This is a genomic window from Cellvibrio sp. 25HG11W-0 (assembly GCF_057815475.1).
Genome location: NZ_CM174230.1, coordinates 3,514,880 through 3,535,342, shown reverse-complemented (window position 1 = coordinate 3,535,342; position 20,463 = coordinate 3,514,880). Strand labels below are relative to the sequence as shown.

Genomic DNA, 20,463 nt, shown 5'->3' with positions numbered 1-20,463 from the left:
ATGTATAAGTTGTTTATTGTGATGAGTGCTGTAGTCGCTTCGACTGCATTGGCTCAAACCGCTGAAGATGCGCAGTTAAATTGTCGCATAGAACCCTCTGTTGTCGTTGAGGTGAGCAGTGCCGTTGAAGGTATTGTCAGTGAAGTTCTGGTTGATAAGAATGATCGCGTCAAAAAAGGTGCGGTAATCGCACATTTAGAGGCTAGTTTGGAAGCGGCAACCGCTGAGTTGCGGCGCGTCCAGGCTGAGCTTACGAGCGATGTTGATGCACAGCAACTCGCGCTGGATTTTAGCCAGCGCTCGCTTGAGCGGGTCACCAATCTCTATCAGAAAAAAGCCGCTTCATTTTCCGAATTAGATAAGGTTAAAACCGAGCGCGCTATTGCAGCTCAGCAGCTGACTCAGGCCATGGATCGCAAGCGTCAGGCAGAGTTGGAGCATGAGCGCGCACTGGCAGATTTGCAGCGGCGCACTATCACCAGCCCTATCGATGGCATAGTGGTGGAGCGCTTTAAGGAGCCGGGCGAGCACATCGACTATGAGCCCCTGTTGAAATTGGCACAGCTAGATCCGCTGCGGGTTGATGTGTTCGCCCCAGCGAGCCTCTACGGTAAAATTAAAGCAGGTATGCGCGCGCAGGTTACACCGGATATCGGCAACAATACTCAGGCTTACAATGCTGATGTGGTGCTGGTAGACCAGGTTATCGATGGCCCCAGCAACACCTTTGGGATTCGACTTTCTTTCCCCAACCCCAATAATAAATTACCGAGTGGGTTGAAGTGTCGTGTAAGTTTTCAGGGTGTAACGCTCAATTTTTTAGATTCGCCTATGCCTTGAGTCTAAGTATTCACCAGTAATACTTTTGCGTGTAAGTGACGTCAGACTCTTCCTTAAGGCCGAAAACTGGTTATACCGCACGCCTTATATTGTTTTTTTATGAGAAAGCGCAATTTGATGAGAATGTGCCATGCTGTTGTATAGCTTACTAGCTAACATGGATATCAAGGATAGTTTTTAGTTTACTTTCCTTAACCCCGTATGGCGCCTCTTATGAGAGAGGTGACAGCGACTAATTAGTAACCTCGATGTCAACGAAACCGCGCAAAAATCGGCCTCTTATTGAGGCGCTCGAACCTAGGTTGTTGTTTTCAGCAACGGCGGATATTGCCTTGTTTGATGATGGCGCCGATCATGCGTCACTGCTGGCGCAGTCAGCGGCGGATACCGATTTAACAGAGATTTACCAACCGCACGATAATCAATTGCTCTTGGCTGATGATCCGCCGAGCCTGACCTATGGTGCAGTATTGGTGTTTGTAGATACAAGCATCGATCAATATGACCTGTTGGTTAATGATATTCGCACCAATAATAGTGACGCTAATCTACAGATTATTTACATAAATCTGAATGAGAATGGTGTTGATCGTATTAGTGAAACGCTCGCGCATTATTCGCAGGTCTCTGCAATTCATATTGTCTCCCACGGTATTGCAGGCGAAGTGCAATTGGGCAACCAAGTACTCAGTCTTGCCTCGCTTGATAGTTATGCCAACCTGCTTGCCAGCTGGAAAACGGCACTAGGCGAAGACGCAGACATTCTTATTTATGGATGCGATGTAGCAGCAACCCAAAACGGCCTTAATTTAATGGCGCGATTAAGTGAGCTAACGGGCGCCGATGTTGCGGCCAGCAATGATCTAACTGGCAATAGCGGCAGTGGGAACTGGGAGCTGGAAACCCAAGTCGGCAAAATAGAAGCTCTGTCGCTTTTTGCTGCGAGTCATGCTATGGACTGGCATGGCATATTAGCTGAAGTGACTTATATCAACACCGGTGTGCCCGCCGATCCCAACACTAGCTCTGACACAATTACGACCACCATGAACCCAGGGCAGACGTTTCAGTATGCCTCAAATGTGACCATTGATCATATTAGTGTGCCGCTCAAAGCTTTTGCTGGCGCTGCGGCACAAACCATTACCGTGCAATTAATGGATAGCTGGACAGGTACTGTGTTGGGGGCTGCCAGTATCGCTGCCAGTAGTTTAACCGACAGCTATGTGATGACGGATTTCAATTTCGCGCCAGTAGCGTTAACTGCCTTTAACACCTACTGGATAAAGATCACCTCCACAGGTACCGACGGCCTTGTGCGTGTGGCCTACCATCCCAGCAACGTATTTAACGACGGTATTTATGTTCACAATGGCAGCGGCGATTCTAGTCGTGATCTGGCATTTAAAGTGGGTGCAAGTGTTAATCAGGCCCCGGCGGGTACTAATTATGTGATCGATGCCCCCGAGGACACACCTAAAGTTCTCACTGCGGCGAATTTCGGTTTTAGCGATCCCGATGGCAATGCTTTTAGTGGAATAGTCGTAAGCTCTCTCACTGGGGGTGGTGTTTTTTCAGTAACCGGCAGTGGCCCTGTCAGTGTGAGTCAGTTTATTGCCATTGCCGATATTAATGCTGGCAAACTCATTTTCACACCTACTGCTAATGACAACGCTACCGATTATGCTCGTTTGGGTTTTCAGGTTAGGGATGATGGGGGAACGGCGAACGGTGGTATAAATACCGACCAAAGCGCTAATACACTTCAAATTGATGTTAGTTATGTCAATGATGCGCCGATAAATATAGTGCCGGCGGGGCCAATAGTTACCCCTGAAGATACCACTGTAGCTATCACCGGCGTTAGCGTCACTGATGTGGACGACTATGATCTATGGAATATAGAAGTCACCTTAACGGTTACTAACGGCACCTTAAACGTGAGCGGCGGTACTGCTGGCATAGCGGGTAGCGGTACCGCTACTGTTATTTTAACCGGCACCAAGGCGCAGGTTAATGCCACCTTGGCGGCGACGGTAAATTATACGCCTACCAGTAATTACTTCGGTGCGGCAACCTTCACTATACATACCGATGATAAAGGGGCAGGGCGCACAGGTGATACCGATGCGACTGACACCGATGTGGTGGCTATAAACGTAACCTCAGTCAACGACGCCCCAACGGGTGCCAATAACACCGTCACCACCAATGAAGACACCGACTACACCTTTGCCGCTGGCAACTTTGGTTTTAGCGATGTAGATAGCGGCGATAGCCTATCCGGTGTGCGCATCGACACCTTGCCTGCGGCGGGCACACTTAAACTCAGCGGCGTAGCAGTCACGGCGGGCGATGTCATCAGCACCGCCAATATCGCCAACTTAACCTTCAGCCCTGCGGCCAATGCCAACGGTGCCAGCTACACCAGTTTCACCTTCAGCGTACGCGATCAAAGCAACGCGTTCGACGCGTCACCCAATAGCATGACAGTCGATGTCACGGCTGTGAACGACGCCCCAACGGGTGCCAATAACACCGTCACCACCAATGAAGACACCGACTACACCTTTGCCGCTGGCAACTTTGGTTTTAGCGATGTAGATAGCGGCGATAGCCTATCCGGTGTGCGCATCGACACCTTGCCTGCGGCGGGCACACTTAAACTCAGCGGCGTAGCAGTCACGGCGGGCGATGTCATCAGCACCGCCAATATCGCCAACTTAACCTTCAGCCCTGCGGCCAATGCCAACGGTGCCAGCTACACCAGTTTCACCTTCAGCGTACGCGATCAAAGCAACGCGTTCGACGCGTCACCCAATAGCATGACAGTCGATGTCACGGCTGTGAACGACGCCCCAACGGGTGCCAATAACACCGTCACCACCAATGAAGACACCGACTACACCTTTGCCGCTGGCAACTTTGGTTTTAGCGATGTAGACAGCGGCGATAGCCTCTCCGGTGTGCGCATCGACACCTTGCCTGCGGCGGGCACACTTAAACTCAGCGGCGTAGCAGTCACGGCAGGCGATGTCATCAGCACCGCCAATATCGCCAACTTAACCTTCAGCCCTGCGGCCAATGCCAACGGTGCCAGCTACACCAGTTTCACCTTCAGCGTACGCGATCAAAGCAACGCGTTCGACGCGTCACCCAATAGCATGACAGTTGATGTCACGGCTGTGAACGACGCCCCAACGGGTGCCAATAACACCGTCACCACCAATGAAGACACCGACTACACCTTTGCCGCTGGCAACTTTGGTTTTAGCGATGTAGACAGCGGCGATAGCCTATCCGGTGTGCGCATCGACACCTTGCCTGCGGCGGGCACACTTAAACTCAGCGGCGTAGCAGTCACGGCGGGCGATGTCATCAGCACCGCCAATATCGCCAACTTAACCTTCAGCCCTGCGGCCAATGCCAACGGTGCCAGCTACACCAGTTTCACCTTCAGCGTACGCGATCAAAGCAACGCGTTCGACGCGTCACCCAATAGCATGACAGTCGATGTCACGGCTGTGAACGACGCCCCAACGGGTGCCAATAACACCGTCACCACCAATGAAGACACCGACTACACCTTTGCCGCTGGCAACTTTGGTTTTAGCGATGTAGATAGCGGCGATAGCCTATCCGGTGTGCGCATCGACACCTTGCCTGCGGCGGGCACACTTAAACTCAGCGGCGTAGCAGTCACGGCGGGCGATGTCATCAGCACCGCCAATATCGCCAACTTAACCTTCAGCCCTGCGGCCAATGCCAACGGTGCCAGCTACACCAGTTTCACCTTCAGCGTACGCGATCAAAGCAACGCGTTCGACGCGTCACCCAATAGCATGACAGTCGATGTCACGGCTGTGAACGACGCCCCAACGGGTGCCAATAACACCGTCACCACCAATGAAGACACCGACTACACCTTTGCCGCTGGCAACTTTGGTTTTAGCGATGTAGACAGCGGCGATAGCCTCTCCGGTGTGCGCATCGACATCTTGCCTGCGGCGGGCACACTTAAACTCAGCGGCGTAGCAGTCACGGCAGGCGATGTCATCAGCACCGCCAATATCGCCAACTTAACCTTCAGCCCTGCGGCCAATGCCAACGGTGCCAGCTACACCAGTTTCACCTTCAGCGTACGCGATCAAAGCAACGCGTTCGACGCGTCACCCAATAGCATGACAGTTGATGTCACGGCTGTGAACGACGCCCCAACGGGTGCCAATAACACCGTCACCACCAATGAAGACACCGACTACACCTTTGCCGCTGGCAACTTTGGTTTTAGCGATGTAGACAGCGGCGATAGCCTATCCGGTGTGCGCATCGACACCTTGCCTGCGGCGGGCACACTTAAACTCAGCGGCGTAGCAGTCACGGCGGGCGATGTCATCAGCACCGCCAATATCGCCAACCTAACCTTCAGCCCTGCGGCCAATGCCAACGGTGCCAGCTACACCAGTTTCACCTTCAGCGTACGCGATCAAAGCAACGCGTTCGACGCGTCACCCAATAGCATGACAGTCGATGTCACAGCTGTGAACGACGCCCCAACGGGTGCCAATAACACCGTCACCACCAATGAAGACACCGACTACACCTTTGCCGCTGGCAACTTTGGTTTTAGCGATGTAGACAGCGGCGATAGCCTCTCCGGTGTGCGCATCGACACCTTGCCTGCGGCGGGCACACTTAAACTCAGCGGCGTAGCAGTCACGGCGGGCGATGTCATCAGCACCGCCAATATCGCCAACCTAACCTTCAGCCCTGCGGCCAATGCCAACGGTGCCAGCTACACCAGTTTCACCTTCAGCGTACGCGATCAAAGCAACGCGTTCGACGCGTCACCCAATACCATGACAGTCGATGTCACAGCTGTGAACGACGCCCCAACGGGTGCCAATAACACCGTCACCACCAATGAAGACACCGACTACACCTTTGCCGCTGGCAACTTTGGTTTTAGCGATGTAGACAGCGGCGATAGCCTCTCCGGTGTGCGCATCGACACCTTGCCTGCGGCGGGCACACTTAAACTCAGCGGCGTAGCAGTCACGGCGGGCGATGTCATCAGCACCGCCAATATCGCCAACTTAACCTTCAGCCCTGCGGCCAATGCCAACGGTGCCAGCTACACCAGTTTCACCTTCAGCGTACGCGATCAAAGCAACGCGTTCGACGCGTCACCCAATAGCATGACAGTCGATGTCACGGCTGTGAACGACGCCCCAACGGGTGCCAATAACACCGTCACCACCAATGAAGACACCGACTACACCTTTGCCGCTGGCAACTTTGGTTTTAGCGATGTAGATAGCGGCGATAGCCTCTCCGGTGTGCGCATCGACACCTTGCCTGCGGCGGGCACACTTAAACTCAGCGGCGTAGCAGTCACGGCGGGCGATGTCATCAGCACCGCCAATATCGCCAACCTAACCTTCAGCCCTGCGGCCAATGCCAACGGTGCCAGCTACACCAGTTTCACCTTCAGCGTACGCGATCAAAGCAACGCGTTCGACGCGTCACCCAATAGCATGACAGTCGATGTCACAGCTGTGAACGACGCCCCAACGGGTGCCAATAACACCGTCACCACCAATGAAGACACCGACTACACCTTTGCCACTGGCAACTTTGGTTTTAGCGATGTAGATAGCGGCGATAGCCTCTCCGGTGTGCGCATCGACACCTTGCCTGCGGCGGGCACACTTAAACTCAGCGGCGTAGTAGTCACTGCGGGCGATGTCATCAGCACCGCCAATATCGCCAACTTAACCTTCAGCCCTGCGGCCAATGCCAACGGTGCCAGCTACACCAGTTTCACCTTCAGCGTACGCGATCAAAGCAACGCGTTCGACGCGTCACCCAATACCATGACAGTCGATGTCACGGCTGTGAACGACGCCCCTGCCGGTAGCAATTCGACTATCACCATGCTGGAAGGCGCCAGCCACACCCTTACCGCCGCCAATTTTGGTTTTAGCGATACCAACGACAGCCCCGCCAATGCATTTGCTGCGGTGCGCATCGCCAGCTTACCTGCGGCGGGCAGTCTTACCCTGAATGGGGTGGCGGTAAGTATTGGCGACTTTGTTAGCATCGCCAATATCAACAGCGGCCTCTTGGTATTTACGCCTGCGACCAATGGCAATGGCAGCGGTTATGCGAATTTCAACTTTCAGGTGCAAGACGATGGTGGCACCACCAATGGCGGCGTAAACCTCGACCCCACGGCGAATACCCTGACGTTTGATGTGACCTCGGTCAATGATGCCCCAGCTGGTAGTAATGCGACTATCAGTATGCTGGAAGGCGCCAGCCACACCCTTACCGCCGCTAATTTTGGCTTTAGCGATACCAACGACAGCCCCGCGAATGCGTTTGCTGCGGTGCGGATTGCCAGCTTACCTGCGGCGGGCAGCCTGACTCTCAATGGCGTAGCGGTGAATATTGGCGACTTTATTAGCATTGCCAACATCAACAGTAACCTCTTGGTGTTTACTCCTGCGGTTAATGGCAATGGTGCTGGCTACGCGAATTTTAACTTTCAAGTGCAAGACGATGGCGGCACCACTAATGGTGGTGTGAACCTTGACCCTACGGCGAATACTCTGACCTTTGATGTGACCTCGGTTAACGATGCCCCTGCGGGTAGCGATGCAACAATCAACATGTTGGAAGGGGCAAGTTATACCTTAACGGCGGGTAATTTCGGATTTAGTGACAGCAATGACAGCCCCGCCAATAATTTTGCTGCCGTGCGTATTGCGAGCTTACCTGCGGCGGGCAGCCTTACCTTAAACGGTGTCGCGGTGAGTATTGGCGACTTTGTTAGCATCGCCAATATCAATAGTAACCTCTTGGTGTTTACCCCTGCGGTAAATGGTAATGGGGCTGGCTATGCGAACTTTACCTTTCAGGTGCAGGATGACGGTGGCACGGCTAACGGCGGTGTGAATCTCGATCCCACTGCTAATACCCTGACCTTTAATGTAACCGCAATAAACTCGGCGCCCGATGGCGCCAACAGCACGGTGAGTTTGCAGGAGGATGCGAGCCATGTGCTCACCGCCGCCAACTTTGGTTTTAGTGATGCCAACGACAGCCCCGCCAATAGTTTGGCCGCCGTGCGCATCGCCAGCTTGCCAGCAGCGGGCACTCTTACTCTCAATGGTGCGGCGGTAAATATTGGTGACTTTATCAGTATTGCCAATATCAATAGTGGCTTGCTGGTGTTTACGCCCGCCGCTAATGGTAATGGGCTTGGCTACGCCAGTTTTAATTTCCAAGTAGAGGATGATGGAGGCACGGCCAACGGCGGTGTCAATCTTGATCCCGTGGCCAATACCCTGACGTTTGACGTAAGCGCGGTAAATGATGCTCCGGTCAATACAGTGCCCGGTGTGCAGATCACCATGGAAAATACCGACCTGATTTTTTCCTCTGGCAACGGCAATCAAATTCAAATTAGCGATGTGGACGCAGGGCTTAATAGTCTTGAAGTTAGCTTAAGTGTTATAAACGGTACATTCACCTTGGCAGGCGTGACGGGCCTGACCTTTACTACCGGTGATGGTACCGGCGATGGCAGCATGGTTTTTACCGGTACTCTTGCCGATATCAATGCAGCCTTAGCAACGCTTACCTATAGCCCCAATACCAGTTATACCGGTGGCGATACGCTGAGCATTACTACGCGCGATCAAGGTAATAGCGGCTCGGGCGGCCCCTTGGAAGATATTGACACTATCAATATCACCGTCAGTAATGTGAATGATCCGCCCACCATTACCATCACCCCAGCAACTTATAGTGCGATTGAGCAACAGGCGCTAAGCCTAGTGGGCACGGGTATTAGTGTGAGCGACCCCGATGGTAATCCGCTGACTCTCACTTTGGCAGTGACCGGCGCGGCCAGTCAGTTGCAAGTTGTTGTTGGCACTACGGGAGTTGTTATTTCGTCGGGCAATGGAACCAATAATTTAGTACTCACGGGTTCTATCGCTCAACTTAATGACCTGCTCGCGGGTAACAATGGCGCGAGCCTCAACTACACCTATGCTGGCAATAGCCCTGCAGCGAGCGAAACGCTCACCATGAGCGTCAACGATGGCGCCCTCAGTGCCAATGACACCGTCACCATCAACATTACTGCCGTAAATGATGCACCCTCTGGTACCAATGCCACCTTCAGTATTTTGGAGGGCGGCGCCCATGTTTTTAGTGTTGCCAATTTTGGTTTTAGCGATGCCGTTGATAGCCCCGCCAATGCCTTTGCATTTGTGCGTATCGCCAGTTTACCTGCGGCGGGTAGCCTGACTCTAAATGGCGTGGGGGTTGGTATTGGCGATTTGATCGCCGTCGCCGATATTGGCAGCGGCCTATTGATTTATACCCCCGCGGTTAATGGCAATGGTGTGGGCTATGCCAGTTTTAATTTCCAAGTACAGGACGATGGCGGTACCGCCAACGGTGGTGTGGACCTAGACCCCACGGCCAATACCCTGACCTTTGATGTCACCTCCGTCAATGACGCGCCTGCAGGTGCCGATGCAACCATCACCCTGCAAGAAGGCGCAAGCCGCACACTCACGGCAGCTAATTTTGGTTTTAGCGACAGCAATGACAGCCCCGCGAATAACCTCGCCGCCGTGCGTATCGCCAGCTTGCCCGCGGTGGGAAGCCTTACTCTTAACGGGGTGGCGGTAAATGCTGGCGACTTTATTAGCCTTGCGAATATCAACAGCGGCTTGCTGGTATTTACCCCTGCGGTGAATGGTAATGGCGCCAATTACGCCAGTTTTGATTTCCAAGTGCAGGACGATGGTGGTACCACCAACGGCGGTATAAACCTTGATCCAACGGCTAACACCCTGACCTTTGATGTCACCTCGGTAAATGATGCCCCCGCTGGTGCCGATGCGACAATTAGCATATTGGAAGGTGGTAATCACATACTCACCGCCGCCAATTTCGGGTTTAGCGATACAAATGACTCACCTGCGCACAACTTCGCTGCAGTACGTATCGCCAGCTTGCCTGCGGCGGGCAACCTTAGCCTGAATGGTGCTGCAGTCAATGTGGGCGATTTTATTGCAATTGCGGATATCAATGCCGGGCTTTTGGTTTATACCCCAGCCGTTAATGGCAGTGGGGTAGGCTATGCCAATTTTGTATTCCAAGTTCAGGATGATGGCGGCACCGCTAACGGTGGCGTCAATTTAGACCCAACGGCAAATACACTGAGTTTTGATGTCACTTCCATCAATGATGCGCCCAGCGGTACAGATACCACCGTGGGTTTATCGGAAGGCGCTAGCCACAGTTTCAGTACCGCAGACTTTGGTTTTAGCGATGTCAATGACAGCCCTGTTAATAACTTTGCGTTTATACGTATCACCACCCTGCCGGCCTTAGGGAGCCTTACGCTTAACGGAGTAGGGGTGAATGCAGGCGATATTATTTCGGTGGCAGATATAGGCAGTGCGCTGCTGGTATACACCCCAGCCGCTAATGGCAGTGGCGCTAATTACAGCAGCTTTACTTTTCAGGTGCAGGATGACGGCGGTACCGCCAACAGCGGGGTAGATTTGGACCCTACGGCCAATACCGTGACGTTTAATATTACCGCGGTAAATGATCCACCCAGTATCGACATAACGCTGACAAACTACAGTGTTAACGAGCAATCCATATTGGCTTTGCAGGGCACGGGTATCAGCGTAACCGATGTGGATAACGACCTCTTAACGGTCACCCTCAATGGAGGCAATAGCTATAGCCAGTTGACCGCAGTCGTGGGTACTAGCGGTGTCGTTATAAGTGCGGGGAATGGTACCGACAACCTTGTATTAACGGGTACACCCGCGCAACTTAACGACTTCTTTGCCGGTAATAATGGCGCCACCCTAGGCTATAGGCTTTCAGGCGATACTCCCGTTGCCAGCACCCAGCTCAGTATTACTGTGAATGATGGCACTCTCACCGCGAACGATACGGCGACGATTAATATCACGGCAATTAATGACGCGCCAGTGAACACAGTGCCGGGCCCCTTAGCAACAAACGCCAATCAAGCCATAGTGATTAGTGGTTTAAGTATTGCTGATGTCGACGCGGGAACCTCCAGCTTAACGGTCACCCTCGCCGTTACGCAGGGCACCTTGACCCTCGTCGGTGGCAGTGCGGTTATAGTAGGGAGCGGAAGCGCGACCCTCACTTTAACGGGCACGCTCGCGGCGATTAATTCATCCTTGAGTAGCAATCTCACTTACAACCCTACAACCGGTTTTGCTGGCGCAGATCAGCTGACCATGACCACCAATGACAACGGCGCAACCGGCAGCGGTGGCGCGCAAACGGATATCGATGTTGTCAATATCACCGTTGCGGCTGTGAACAGTGCCCCCACGAATAATTTGCCACCTGCTCAGGTTACCGCCGAAGATACGCCGAAAATTATTTCGGGCCTGAGCGTGAGTGATGCCGATGCAGGTTCGGGCTCAATGACCGTCACCTTGGGTGTCGCTCATGGTGTGTTGAATATTAGTGGCGGCAGTGCCACTGTGGTGGGCAATGGCAGCAACAGTATTACTCTCACAGGTAGTCTTGCCGCGATCAATTCAAGCTTGGCGGCGGCCTTAACCTATAGTCCTGACGCCAATTATTTCGGCGCTGATAGCCTCAGCATGGTAACCAGTGACAACGGCAATACCGGCAGTGGCGGCAATTTAACGGCGAGCAGCAGTCTCGCCATTACCGTCACTGCAGTGAATGACCTGCCGGGCACCAGCAACATAGTCTTAACGCCAATCATTGAAGATCATGCAGGGCGCCTGATCACCCAAGCAGAATTACTTGCCAATGCTACAGACATAGAGGGTGATAGCCTCAGTGCTGTTGGTTTACGCATTGCCAGCGGCGGCGGGCAGCTGATCGACAATGGCAATGCCACCTGGACTTATATTCCTGCAGCCAATGCTAACGGCACCATAGGTTTTAGTTACAGCGTCAGCGATGGTCAAGGGCTTACTGCCGCAGTGGCGACCTTGGTTATCACCCCGGATAACGATGCGCCTACTACCAGTCCGGTCATCCTTGCTCCCCTAATGGAAGATTCAGGTAGCCGCTTAATAACCCAAGCTGCGCTGCTAGCCAATGTACAAGATGTGGATGGCGACATTCTTACCGCGGGCGCCTTAAGCATTAGTAGCGGTATGGGCACGCTGGTGGATAATGGCGATGGTACTTGGACTTACACGCCCGCCGCCAATGACGACACAGCTGTAAGTTTCAGTTACACACTGAGCGATGGTACTGTGAGTGTCGCGGGTAGCGCGAGTTTGGACATTACCCCTGTTAATGATGCACCGACTACCAGCAATGTTACGCTTGCTCCCCTTGTTGAGGATTCCGGCCCGCGCCTGATAACCCAAGCTGCGTTACTCACCAATGCGCAGGATGTGGATGGGGATGTACTCACCGCGAGCAATCTCGTTATCACCAACGGCACTGGGCAGCTGATCGATAATGGCGATGGCACTTGGACCTACACGCCCGCCGCCAATGACGACACAGCTGTAAGTTTTAGTTACACCCTGAGTGATGGCACTGTGAGCATTGCAGGCAGCGCGAGCTTAGATATTACCCCTGTCAACGATGCGCCAAGCGCAAAAGATCTAGGGATCATTCGCAATCTGGAGGATGCAGCGGGTGATCAATTAAATCTGTGGGCTGCTTTTAGCGACCCTGAAACCCCCTCGTCGCAATTGATATACACGCTCGTATCCAACAGCAATAGCGCGCTGGTAACCAGTGCGACGATTGATCCGGCCAGCGGCATATTGCAGCTGCGCTATGGCGCCAATCAATTTGGCATCAGTGAGTTGGTACTGCGCGCCACAGACCCAGAGGGCGCTTTTGTGGATGCGCGCTTGTTGGTCGACATTGCGTCGGTCAATGATGTGCCGCTTACCAGCGGCATTAAGGATGTATTGCTAAATAATACTGAGTTAACAAAAACAATTACCTTAGCGAACAGTTTTAGTGATATTGAAGACACTAAATTGACCTATGTAGTGGTGAGTAATAGCAATCCCAATCTTTTGCAGACTGTGCGCATTGATCAGCAAACCGGGGTTATGACGCTCACCGCAGCCGCCAAGAATAGTGGTGAAACCTTGATAACGCTGCGCGCTACCGATGCGCAGGGTGCGTGGGTGGAAACGAGCTTTAAGGTGACCCTAGTATTGCCCGTTATACCGACTACTCCCGATGTTACTAACCCCACAACACCGCCGCCCTTAACGACAACGCCTGACACACCAACAGCGCCCTCGGAGCCAGAGTCAGGTCGTCCGCCTAATCCTGATATTGTTGTAGTGCCCGATGCAGTGGTTCCACAGGATCAGCCACCCTTAATGGCTGCCAGTAGTGATGTTGCGCTGGTTCAGGTCGAACCATTTGATGCTCAGTTAACGTCGCCGCCCGATGACAATAACCGCACGCGCACGGAACGTATGGAGCAAGCGCGTAACGCTGAAGCACTGAGTACTTTAGATGCCTCCTCGCTTCTGTCTGGTTTGATTGCACCCGATACCGGTTTTAATCTCAATGAGGTCGCTAACTTCAATGACGAAGTGCGTCGCGTGCGCGAAGAAATGGACGAGGCTATGGCGCAGCAATCCGAGCAAAAAGCGATGATAGCGGGCATTACTTTTTCAATTACCACGGGGCTATTGGTCTGGTCACTGCGCGCGAGTAGTTTACTATTTACCTTGTTCTCGATGATTCCGTTGTGGCGCGGTATAGATCCACTGCCTATTCTGGAGGAGGTTGATAAGCGGAAAAAAGAATTAGAACAGCAGCGTAAAGACAAACAAAAAGAAGATAAAAACGCCAAGGAAGTCGGCTACTTATTCGATCATATGGATGATCAAGACCAAAGGAAACGCACTAAATGATACGTATTACACCTGCAGTACGCCTGAGTTTGGGGTTGGTGATTTTGCTTGTTTCTATTTTGATTTTGGCACAGGCTTTGGGCTTTTTGCCCGGCACTGAGCAGCAACAGTTGGAAATTCGCAAGCGTCTGGCCGAAACTCTCGCGCAGCAGGTGAGCCTAGCCGTGTCGCGCAACGACAATCTATTGCTGCAGCATTTACTGAACAGCTCTGTTGAACGCAACCCAGAAATCATGTCGGCCGCGATTCGAGATAATCGCGGGCGTATTCTGTTGCAAACTGCTGAGCACAAAAAATACTGGGCAGGCGCTGATGCGCAACAATCCACGCCTACCCATATTCGCTTTCCTATATTTCACAATGGCGCCAAGCGCGCCGACTTTGAAATCAGTTTTGAAGAGTTGCTAAGCGAGCGGCACCCCTTTTTTCACATTCCCACCTTTATCGTCTTGATGATTTTCGTGTCTCTGAGCGGCTTCGTTGGCTTTTGGTTTTATATTAAGCGCGCACTGCATCACCTTGACCCCAGCGCGGTAGTCCCTGCACGGGTACGCAATGCGTTGAATATTTTGGCGGAAGGGGTGTTGATCTTAGATAGACGCGAGCAGGTAGTGCTGGCGAATACGACGATTATCGAACATCTCGCGAGTACCGAGACGAAGTTATTTGGCAGAAAGGCAAGTAGCCTTGGATGGGAGTTGGAGGCGCACCAAGACGTTACCCAATTCCCTTGGCTAGAGGCGCTCGCAACCGGTGTGCGTCAGGTTGGGATTCGCGTGCATTTAAAAAATAAGTCTGAAAAAGAGAAAATATTTCGCGTTAATGCCGTGCCGATTCTTGATATGCGCGGCAGCAGCCAAGGCACTATTGCCGTATTTGATGACATTACTGAGCTGGAAGAAAAAAGCCGAATTCTAGAAGACACCATTAAAGAGTTGGCACTCACCCAAATTGCGATAGAAAAGCAAAATAAAGAGTTATCTTACTTAGCAACTCGTGACCCACTCACCAATTGTTACAACCGTCGCGCGCTCTATCAATACCTTGAGGGCAAGAGCGAAGGTGGGCGCATTACCGATGGTGAATACTGCTGCATCATGGCCGATATTGATCACTTTAAACGTGTTAACGATACCTATGGTCATGGTGTGGGTGATGATGTGATTAAAATGACCGCGACCACACTACAAGAAACGGTGCGCGATCAAGATCGTGTGGCGCGCTTTGGCGGTGAAGAGTTTTGTATCATATTGCCCGGTGTTGATTTGGAGCGGGCATTTCAGATCGCCGAGCGCTGCCGCGAGAAGATCGCCGCCGCTGATTGTGATGGCGTGAAAGTAACTGGCAGCTTTGGGGTTACCTCCATTCGTTTGGGGGCGGCTAATACCCATGAGCTTTTACAACAGGCAGATCAGGCACTTTACTACTCCAAGCAACATGGCCGAAATCAGGTAACGCGTTGGCAGCAGGGCATGGTCGCCACCGAAACCGCACATTAATTTCCCCGCTAAATACTGCAAATTTGGGTGCAATTTAGTCAATATGGCGCTCTTGTGGCAGAGTTGCTCCCATAGTCCACTCAGCTGTGGTAAAACAGCGCGCAGCTATTACAATAAGCCCAGTTTTTAAAATTCGCGTATCGCGCACTCGCTCTGGCTTGGATGTTCGTGCCACCTTATCGTATTAACAGGATTGCCGTTTGAAACCCATATCGCCACAACGCGCCGCCGGGCGCAAAGCTCCGCCGTCTGAGCACGCCGCTAATCTTATGGTTCGCCTATTGAAAGAGGGGGCACTCATAGGTTTGGGCGCTATCTGTCTCTACCTCATGCTCGCCATGATGACCTATGACGCCAATGACCCAGGTTGGTCGCGGACTGGCAATAACACTTTTGTGACCAATGCGGGTGGCCCTTTTGGTGCTTGGATCGCCGATGTGTTTTTTTCACTCTTTGGTTATTTGGCCTATTTGTTTCCGGTCATGATTGCCTATCGCGCTTGGCTGGTGCTTAAGGACCGCACCCGCCAACATGAGTTTGATTGGTTGTTTTTTGCGCTGCGCACGGTTGGTCTTGTATTAGTTATGGTCACAGGTACCGGTTTAGCGGCCATGCACTACAGCGGTGGCGAGTCGGTGCTGCCTTATTCCAATGGTGGGCTCTTAGGTGCCGCTATTTCTGATGCGGTTGATGGTGCCTTTAGCTACACCGGCGGCACAGTATTAATGCTGGCGTTGTTTTTAGTCGGCATGACGATTTTTACCGATATCTCCTGGCTGCAAGTTATGGAAGATATTGGCCGCTGGGTAATGGTGGGTGTTAATCGCTTGCTGGAAAAATGGCAGGTGTATCAGCGCGAACGCAAAGAAAAACAATTCGCCCAACAGGCGCAGCAGCATAGGCGCGATGTTGTTGAACAGCATGCAAAAGTAGAGGCTAAACGCACCGCGCCGGTGATTATTGAGGAGCCGGTGAAAAAGAAACCCGCGCCCAGCCCTCGCTTGGAAAAAGAAAAACAACCCTCACTGTTTGAATCGCTAGAGCCTGCGGTAGGGCAATTACCGCCGCTGAGCCTGCTCGATCCCGCCGATAAACGCAGCGACAAGGGGTATTCCAAAGAATCCCTTGAAGCTATGTCGCGCATGTTGGAATTGAAGCTCAAAGATTTTGGTATTGAGATTGAAGTGGTTTCGGTTCAGCCCGGCCCCGTGGTGACACGTTTTGAAATTCAACCTGCGCCCGGTATTAAAGCCAGCCGTATCACTGGCTTGGCGAAAGATTTGGCGCGTTCACTCGCCGTGGTTTCTGTGCGGGTGGTAGAGGTTATTCCCGGTAAATCGGTCATGGGGATTGAGATTCCCAATGCCCACCGCGAAATGGTGCGTTTGAGCGAGGTTATTTCTTCAGAGCTTTATGATCACGCCAAATCGCCTTTAACCATGGCCTTGGGGCACGATATTTCCGGTGAACCGGTGGTAGCTGATTTGGCCAAAATGCCGCATTTATTGGTGGCGGGTACGACCGGTTCGGGCAAGTCAGTGGGGGTAAACTCCATGCTGCTCAGCCTGCTCTATAAGTCCACGCCCAAAGAAGTTCGCTTGATTCTGGTCGACCCCAAAATGTTGGAGTTGTCGGTTTACGATGGTATTCCCCATTTGCTGACGCCAGTTATCACCGACATGAAAGACGCCTCCAACGGCCTTCGCTGGTGCGTAGGAGAGATGGAACGGCGCTACAAACTGATGTCTGCCATGGGGGTGCGTAACCTTGCAGGCTTCAACCGCAAAGTGGACGACGCCAATAAAGCCGGAACGCCGATTCCCGACCCGCTGTTTAAGCCGGAAGAAAACTTTGAGCCCGGTGCTGAGGTGGCAACGGCTCCCGGCCTCGAAACGCTGCCCTGTATAGTCGTGGTGATCGACGAATTTGCCGATATGATGATGATTGTCGACAAGAAAAAGGTTGAACAACTTATTTCCCGTATCGCGCAAAAAGCCCGTGCGGCGGGTATTCACTTGATTCTGGCTACTCAGCGCCCCTCGGTGGATGTGATCACCGGTTTGATTAAAGCCAACGTGCCCACGCGTATTGCGTTTCAGGTGTCTTCCAAAATCGACTCCCGTACCATTCTCGATCAAGGCGGCGCGGAACAGCTTTTGGGCCACGGCGACATGCTCTATTTACCCTCGGGTACCAGTGTGCCTATTCGTGTTCACGGTGCTTTTGTGGACGACCACGAAGTGCACAAAGTGGTCGCGGACTGGAAAAAACGCGGTGTGCCGCAGTATATCGACGGCATCACCGATGATAGCAATGACTCTATACCGGTTCCGGGGATTGCCACTGAAGGTGGTGATAGCGACAACGCCGAAAACGATGCCCTTTACGATGAGGCCGTCGCCTTTGTGTTGGAATCGCGCAAAGCATCTATTTCATCGGTACAGCGCAAACTGCGCATTGGCTACAACCGCGCCGCGCGCTTAATTGAAACCATGGAGGCGGCGGGTGTCGTAAGCTCTGCGGGTCACAACGGCAACCGCGAAGTACTCGCGCCAGGGGGCAGGGGGGATTATTAAACCCTTTTGCTTTGTGCGTGTGTATTCATCCATTTTTTCATTTAGCCGTTGTTCATGCCCAGAATTTAACATCAACTGCTAAAGCCCTCACTCATTTGTGGATCTACTATGTCTATTTGTATTCCTTCTTCACGATCAATTGCTCAAATCCTGCTTGCGTTGACACTGGCCTGCAGTGCTTGGGTGAATGCGGCAAGCGATCAAGTTGCCGCTACCCAATTGCGCGGCCTGCTCAACGCTATGGATAGTTTGCAAGGCAAATTCGTACAGACAACCTACGATAAAAAAGGTGTAGAACAGGAGCAGAGCAGCGGTACGTTTATGCTGATGCGCCCCGGTAAGTTTTACTGGGAAACCCTTGAGCCTATGCCGCAGTTGTTGGTATCTAACAACAAAACCATTTGGCTATATGACGCCGATTTAGAAACAGTCACCGAGCGCGCGTTTAGTGATGACCTGCGTCAAACGCCAGCATTGCTGCTCAGCGCAGACATAGAACAGTTGCGTAAAAGCTTTACTATCACGCAAACCTCAAAAGATAAAACCACCAAAACTTTTACGCTCACGCCCAAGGTAACGGAAGGCTTATTTCAGCAGTTGTCGTTAGTGTTCAGTGCCGATCAGCTTGCTGAATTTGTGATTCAAGACAGCCTTGGCCAAACTACCCGTGCGGTGCTGCAGGATGCCAAGCGCAACCAACCGCTGCCCGAAGAAAAATTCTTTTTTGTTGTGCCGCAAGGCGTAGAAGTTATTAAAGATTAATCATGGATCTTTTTGCCAGCCACACCATTGCCTATCAACCCCTAGCGGCACGCATGCGTCCGCGCAATTTGGATGATTACATAGGCCAAGAACATTTGCTCGGCGCAGGTAAGCCGCTGCGCGAGGCGATTAGTCGCGGCCAGTTGCACTCCATGATTTTTTGGGGGCCGCCAGGGGTGGGTAAAACCTCCCTTGCGCGCCTTTTTGCCGAGCAAGCTGAAGCGCGTTTTGAAAGTTTGTCTGCTGTGTTGTCGGGCGTGAAAGAAATCCGCGCTGCGGTAGCCGCAGCGCAACAGGCGCGGGTGAATGGTGGGCGCAAAACTATCTTGTTCGTGGATGAAGTTCACCGCTTTAACAAATCTCAGCAGGATGCTTTTTTACCCTACGTGGAAGACGGCACCTTTATTTTTATCGGCGCCACCACGGAAAACCCCTCCTTCGAATTAAATAATGCACTGCTATCGCGCTGCCGTGTTTACGTGTTGCGCGGTTTGCAGGTTGAGCAATTGCAGCAGGTATTAGTGCAGGCATTAAAGGATGAGGATCGCGGCCTTGGCAAGCAATCGCTAAAAATTGATGACGACTCTCTCGCCACGCTTGCCCACGCCTCCGATGGCGACGCGCGCAAGGCGCTTAATTTATTAGAAATAGCGGCAGACTTGGCGGAAGAGCAGGGCGAATATCGCGTTATTAATGAACAGGTTTTAGCCGAAGTCTTGGCCTCGGATGTGCGCCGCTTTGACAAGGGTGGCGATATTTTTTACGAGCAAATCTCGGCGCTGCATAAATCGGTGCGCGGCTCCTCCCCCGATGGTGCGCTCTATTGGTTGGCGCGCATGCTCGACGGCGGCTGCGACCCGCTCTACATCGCGCGCCGCGTAGTGCGCATGGCCAGCGAAGATATAGGCAATGCCGATCCTCGCGCGCTGCCCTTGTGTCTCTCTGCATGGGATGTGCAAGAGCGCCTCGGCCATCCCGAAGGGCAGCTGGCCATAGCGCAAGCCGTGGTTTACTTGGCCTGCGCACCTAAAAGTAATGCTGTGTATAATGCCTTCAACCAAATCATGGCCGATGTACGCAGCCAGCCGGCGTTTGATGTGCCCATGCATTTGCGCAATGCGCCCACCAAACTCATGAAATCTATGGATTACGGCAGCGAATATCGCTACGCCCACGATGAGCCGGGTGCCTATGCGGCGGGGGAAAACTACCTGCCAGAAGAAATTGCTGAGCGTGTTTATTACCAGCCGGTCGAGCGCGGCTTAGAATTAAAAATTCAAGAAAAACTCGCGCACCTGCGCGCGCTAGACCAACAAAGTAAAAAACAACGTTACAAAAAGTAGGGCGGTTTCGTACAGCACTCCGCCATAGATCAATCCTTGATGGCTTGCTGTGCGCAGCAAGCCTCAAACACGCGGGAAAAGCTATGCAGTGGTTAGCAATCGCATTGGGTGGAGGATTGGGTGCAATGGCGCGTTTTGGCGCTGTGGCCTATATCACGCCGCTGTTGAATTATCGCTTTCCCATAGGCACCTTTGTGGTCAATATATTGGGCTCCTTTTTGATCGGAGTTGCCTATGTGATCTTGGTGGAAAAAACCACCTTGCCTGCAGAGTGGCGTTTGTTTTTTATTACTGGGCTCCTAGGCGGCTTCACTACCTTTTCTTCGTTTTCCTTGGAGTTATTGCAGTTGTGGCAAGAGGGGCATTTGTTACTCGTGCTCGCCTACGCAGCAGGCTCTGTGGTGTTGGGCTTACTTATGGCCTTCGCGGGCATGCAGCTCGCGCAAAAGATTTTCTAAAATTCCATTTCAATTATTAT

Annotated in this window: 7 protein-coding genes; all 7 read left to right on the top strand. The window is 52.4% G+C overall.

Annotated features, from left to right (window positions below; genetic code table 11):
- Window positions 1-840 (top strand): efflux RND transporter periplasmic adaptor subunit, encoded by an 840-nt coding sequence (locus AC0KUT_RS14715; RefSeq protein WP_488831063.1) that lies wholly within the window; start codon window positions 1-3, stop codon window positions 838-840.
- 248 nt (window positions 841-1,088) lie between these two features.
- Window positions 1,089-13,805: a tandem-95 repeat protein gene (locus AC0KUT_RS14710; protein ID WP_488831061.1), complete on the top strand. Its 12,717-nt coding sequence runs from the start codon at window positions 1,089-1,091 to the stop codon at window positions 13,803-13,805.
- Window positions 13,802-15,304, top strand: a complete 1,503-nt coding sequence (locus AC0KUT_RS14705) for a sensor domain-containing diguanylate cyclase (protein WP_488831059.1) — start codon at window positions 13,802-13,804, stop codon at window positions 15,302-15,304. Before AC0KUT_RS14710 ends, AC0KUT_RS14705 begins: the two co-directional genes overlap by 4 nt.
- 269 nt (window positions 15,305-15,573) lie before the next feature.
- Entirely contained in the window at window positions 15,574-17,880 is a 2,307-nt protein-coding gene (locus tag AC0KUT_RS14700) for a DNA translocase FtsK (RefSeq protein WP_488835751.1), read from the top strand.
- Between the two features lie 108 nt (window positions 17,881-17,988).
- Window positions 17,989-18,642: an outer membrane lipoprotein periplasmic chaperone LolA gene (gene lolA / locus AC0KUT_RS14695; RefSeq protein ID WP_488831057.1), complete on the top strand. Its 654-nt coding sequence runs from the start codon at window positions 17,989-17,991 to the stop codon at window positions 18,640-18,642.
- A gap of 2 nt (window positions 18,643-18,644) precedes the next feature.
- Window positions 18,645-19,985, top strand: a complete 1,341-nt coding sequence (locus tag AC0KUT_RS14690; RefSeq protein ID WP_488831054.1) for a replication-associated recombination protein A — start codon at window positions 18,645-18,647, stop codon at window positions 19,983-19,985.
- A gap of 83 nt (window positions 19,986-20,068) precedes the next feature.
- Window positions 20,069-20,443: a fluoride efflux transporter CrcB gene (gene crcB, locus AC0KUT_RS14685; RefSeq protein WP_488831053.1), complete on the top strand. Its 375-nt coding sequence runs from the start codon at window positions 20,069-20,071 to the stop codon at window positions 20,441-20,443.
- The last annotated feature ends 20 nt before the right edge of the window (window positions 20,444-20,463 follow it).

Excerpts from the sequence above, each read along its gene's own strand:
- AC0KUT_RS14715 (WP_488831063.1), top strand. The coding sequence starts at position 1 with ATGTATAAGTTGTTTATTGTGATGAGTGCTGTAGTCGCTTCGACTGCA.
- AC0KUT_RS14710 (WP_488831061.1), top strand. The coding sequence starts at position 1,089 with ATGTCAACGAAACCGCGCAAAAATCGGCCTCTTATTGAGGCGCTCGAA.
- AC0KUT_RS14705 (WP_488831059.1), top strand. The coding sequence starts at position 13,802 with ATGATACGTATTACACCTGCAGTACGCCTGAGTTTGGGGTTGGTGATT.
- AC0KUT_RS14700 (WP_488835751.1), top strand. The coding sequence starts at position 15,574 with ATGGTTCGCCTATTGAAAGAGGGGGCACTCATAGGTTTGGGCGCTATC.
- lolA (WP_488831057.1), top strand. The coding sequence starts at position 17,989 with ATGTCTATTTGTATTCCTTCTTCACGATCAATTGCTCAAATCCTGCTT.
- AC0KUT_RS14690 (WP_488831054.1), top strand. The coding sequence starts at position 18,645 with ATGGATCTTTTTGCCAGCCACACCATTGCCTATCAACCCCTAGCGGCA.
- crcB (WP_488831053.1), top strand. The coding sequence starts at position 20,069 with ATGCAGTGGTTAGCAATCGCATTGGGTGGAGGATTGGGTGCAATGGCG.